General features: G+C 64.8%; 3 protein-coding genes. 2 read left to right on the top strand and 1 reads right to left on the bottom strand.

The annotated features are described in order from the left end of the window. Positions 1 to 23 precede the first annotated feature (23 nt). Complete coding sequence (locus JHD07_RS35690) at positions 24 to 1688, bottom strand: aminotransferase class III-fold pyridoxal phosphate-dependent enzyme (RefSeq protein WP_291630746.1); 1665 nt, start codon at positions 1686 to 1688, stop codon at positions 24 to 26. A gap of 35 nt (positions 1689 to 1723) precedes the next feature. Here JHD07_RS35690 and asd point away from each other — a divergent pair, with 35 nt between their 5' ends. Together asd and JHD07_RS35700 are read left to right on the top strand one after the other, a co-directional pair. Next, on the top strand, positions 1724 to 2587 hold the full coding sequence (gene asd, locus JHD07_RS35695) for an archaetidylserine decarboxylase (protein WP_291630748.1): 864 nt from the start codon (positions 1724 to 1726) through the stop codon (positions 2585 to 2587). A gap of 66 nt (positions 2588 to 2653) precedes the next feature. Beyond that, positions 2654 to 3214 carry an NUDIX hydrolase gene (locus tag JHD07_RS35700; protein WP_291630750.1) on the top strand — a complete coding sequence of 187 codons (561 nt, stop codon included), beginning with the start codon at positions 2654 to 2656 and terminating at the stop codon, positions 3212 to 3214. The last annotated feature ends 218 nt before the right edge of the window (positions 3215 to 3432 follow it).

The following is a 3432-nucleotide window of genomic DNA, read 5'->3' on the forward strand; positions in this document are numbered from 1 at the left end:
GAGCAAGCCCGCGCAGTGGGGCCTCAGCGCTCGAGACGCTTCGCCAGCATCTCTTTCAGGATCTGCCGCTTGATCTGCTTGTTGGTGAGCGCGCCGTCGTGCCACCAGAAGCCGTCGGCCTTCATCTTCTGTGCGGCCCGTACGAAGCGGTCGGCGATTTCGGTGAAGTCGGCGTCGGTGTAGTTGAGGCTGAAGATCAGCCGGCCGGTGCCGACCCAGCTCAGCGCCAGGCCCTCGGCGCGCAGGTAATATTGCAGCATCCAGTTGTAGCGGGACGGCGTCGTGTATTTCACCGTCCAGATCGAGGAGAAGTTGGCGAACCGCACCGGCAGGTCGGCGCTCTCCATCATCCGGTTGAGCTTCCCGCAGCGGCCGTTCCAGGTCTCGTCGAGCCCGTCATAGACCGCACGGAAATTCGGGCTGGCGAGGCGGCTCAGGAATTCGTCCATCGCCGTCATGACGTAGGGATGCGAGTTGAAGGTGCCGCGGGCGAAGCAGATGTCGGCGGGGCGGTCGTCGCGGAAGCGGCGCATCAACTCCTTCTTGCCGCAGACCACGCCGACCGGCAGCCCGCCAGCGAGGCTCTTGCCGTAGGTCACCATGTCGGCCTGGACGCCGAAATATTCCTGGGCGCCGCCGGCGGCGAGGCGGAAGCCGACGAAGACCTCGTCGAAGATCAGGACGATGCCGCGTTCGGTGCAGACCTCGCGCAGCTTCTTCAGCCACTCGGTATAAGCGGCGCGATCGAAATGGCCGCCGCGGGAGGAATCGACCAGCGAGGAATCGCCGGGCGCGTTGGCGTTGGGATGCAGGCCCTGCAACGGATTGACCAGCACGCAGGCGATGTCGCGGCGCGTGCGCAGCACGTGCAGCGTCTTCTCCGACATTTCGGCGAGGGTGTAGGTCTCGTGCGCGGGAATCGGATTGCCGACGCCGGGCTGCACGTCGCCCCACCAGCCGTGATAGGCGCCGGCGAAACGAACCAGATGGGTGCGCTTGGTGTGGTAGCGCGCCAGCCGCACCGCCTGCATCACGGCTTCGGTGCCGGACATGTGGAACGAGACTTCGTCGAGGCCGGAAATCTGGCAGAGCCGCTGCACGTTCTCCAGGATGACGGGGTGGTACGGCCCGAGCACGGGGCCGAGCGCATGCGCGCGCTTCTCGGCACCTTCGATGCACTCCTTGTAGAAATCGTTGCCGAAGATATTGACGCCGTACGAGCCGGTGAGGTCGTAGAACGTGTTGCCGTCGACATCGGTGACGGTGACGCCGCTGGACGATTCCATGAAGGTCGAGGTGCCCAGGTGCTCGCGGACGAGACGCGAGAACTGGAACGGCACGCGGTAGCTCTCGGTGAAGTTCAGGTCGGAGATGGTCTCCGCCGCTTCCTTCGTCATCGCGCGCCCTTTCGGGTAGCGCTCGGCGTAGAGGGCGGCGAGACGGAAGAAGCCGTCCTTGCGCTGCGCGGCGATGTTCGCGGGCGCGCCGTCGCAGGAGAAATAATCGCTCTCTCCGTACTCGTAGAACGGCAGCAGTCGCGCCACCCGGCGCGACATCTTGGAATGCCCCGCGAGCGAGCGGTGCTTGGCTCGGGACAACTCGACCCGCGCTTTCAGCTTCGGGAAGACGGCGGCAGCGGAGGCTGCGGCGGCCACGGACATCGAGAGAATCGGGAATGTCGTTTCCATGACAACAAGCGCTAACCCTGCGAGCTGACAGATTCATGACAGTCAAAGCCCTCATCGCCTCTTTCACCCAGCAGGAAGACCTCAACTTCCTGCTGACCAACCGCATCCCCCGCGCGGCCCTGACCCGCTTCATGGGCTGGTTCTCCAAGATCGAGAATCCGATGGTGCGGGATTTCTCAATCGCGCTGTGGAAGCTGTTCTCCGATCTCGATCTGTCCGAGGCGCGCAAGACGCATTTCAGGAGCCTGCACGATTGCTTCACGCGCGAGCTCAAGCCGGGCCTGCGGCCCTTCGATGCCGACCCCTCCGTCGTGGCGAGCCCGTCGGACGGCATCGTCGGCGCTCACGGCAGGATCGCCGACAGCGAGCTGTTCCAGGTCAAGGGCGCGCCCTATTCGCTCTTGGATCTGCTCGGCGATTCCGCTCTGGTCGATCAGCACCGCAACGGCTCCTTCGTCACGCTGCGGCTGACGTCGAGCATGTATCATCGCTTTCACGCGCCATACGATGCACGCATCGAGCGCGTCACGCTGATCCACGGTGATGTCTGGAACGTCAACCCGATCGCGCTCAAGCGTGTCGAGCGGCTGTTCTGCAAGAACGAGCGCGCGGTGATCCGCACCCACCTCTCTACCGGCGAGGCGGTGACACTGGTGCCCGTTGCGGCGATCCTGGTCGCGAGCATCCGGTTGCACTTCCTCGACATGGTGTTGAACGCGCAGACGAAGGGGCCGGTCAGTTTCCCTTGCGACGTCAACGTGGCCAAGGGCGAGGAGCTCGGCTGGTTCGAGCACGGCTCGACCATCATCATCCTGGCGCCCGGCGATTTCAACTTCTGCGACGGCATCGCCGAGGGCTCGCGTATTCGTGCGGGTCAAGCACTCTTGAGGAGAAAGTAGCCTTCAATCTGCCGTCCCCGCTGGCTATATCGTCTGTCGGGGACGACGATTCTGGATGTGTGAGCGATGGCGCGGGCGCCGGTCTTGGCCGCGGGGGGTATTGTGCTGCGGCGTGGCTCGGCGCCGTTGATTGCGGTCGTGCGCCAGCGCAAGCGCAACGAATGGGTCCTGCCCAAGGGCAAGCTCGTCGACGGCGAGACTCCAAAGGAAGCTGCGCACCGCGAGGTGCTGGAGGAGACCGGCCACGACGTCGCCGTGCACGAATTTCTGGGGACGCTGGTTTATCAGTCCGGCGGGCGCTCCAAGGTCGTGCATTTCTGGCGGATGGAGGCAGGCGGCGGACCGATCCGCAAGCTGATGAACGACGTCAAGGCGGTGGACTGGCTGACGCTGGACGATGCAATCGCGCGCCTCTCGCGCGAGTACGAACGCGCGTTCCTCAACCAGGTTGGTCCGATCGCACTCGCGGCGGCGGGGCTTGCATCGGAGCCGCCTGAACCAGCGCAAGCCACCGACGAACTTGGTGCGGCCTTGCAGAATTTGACACCGGCCGAAGCCGCGTCGGTCGATGAGTTGCGCCACGGCCTGTTGCAAAAGGTGAAGGCGTGGTTGCGCGGCGAGGCGTGAGCGTTCGCCCGGCAATGACGGGGAGCTCATCTCGGTCGGCGCCGGGCCTCACGCTGCGACTAGGCCTCGCCATTCACCGGCGTCATTCCCGGGCTCGTGCTGCGCAGGGCTATCGCATTTGGCTCGTTGCGCGAGCTGAGCGCGCGCCTCGTCCTTCGAGACGACCGCTTCGCGGTCTCCTCAGGATGAGGCTAAGCAGCATCGGAGCCCGTTGAAAC

This window comes from Bradyrhizobium sp. (assembly GCF_016462955.1).
Lineage (GTDB): Bacteria > Pseudomonadota > Alphaproteobacteria > Rhizobiales > Xanthobacteraceae > Bradyrhizobium.

Bases quoted from the DNA above. Each gene is read 5' to 3' on its own strand.
- JHD07_RS35690 (WP_291630746.1), bottom strand. From the start codon at position 1,688: ATGGAAACGACATTCCCGATTCTCTCGATGTCCGTGGCCGCCGCAGCC.
- asd (WP_291630748.1), top strand. From the start codon at position 1,724: ATGACAGTCAAAGCCCTCATCGCCTCTTTCACCCAGCAGGAAGACCTC.
- JHD07_RS35700 (WP_291630750.1), top strand. From the start codon at position 2,654: ATGGCGCGGGCGCCGGTCTTGGCCGCGGGGGGTATTGTGCTGCGGCGT.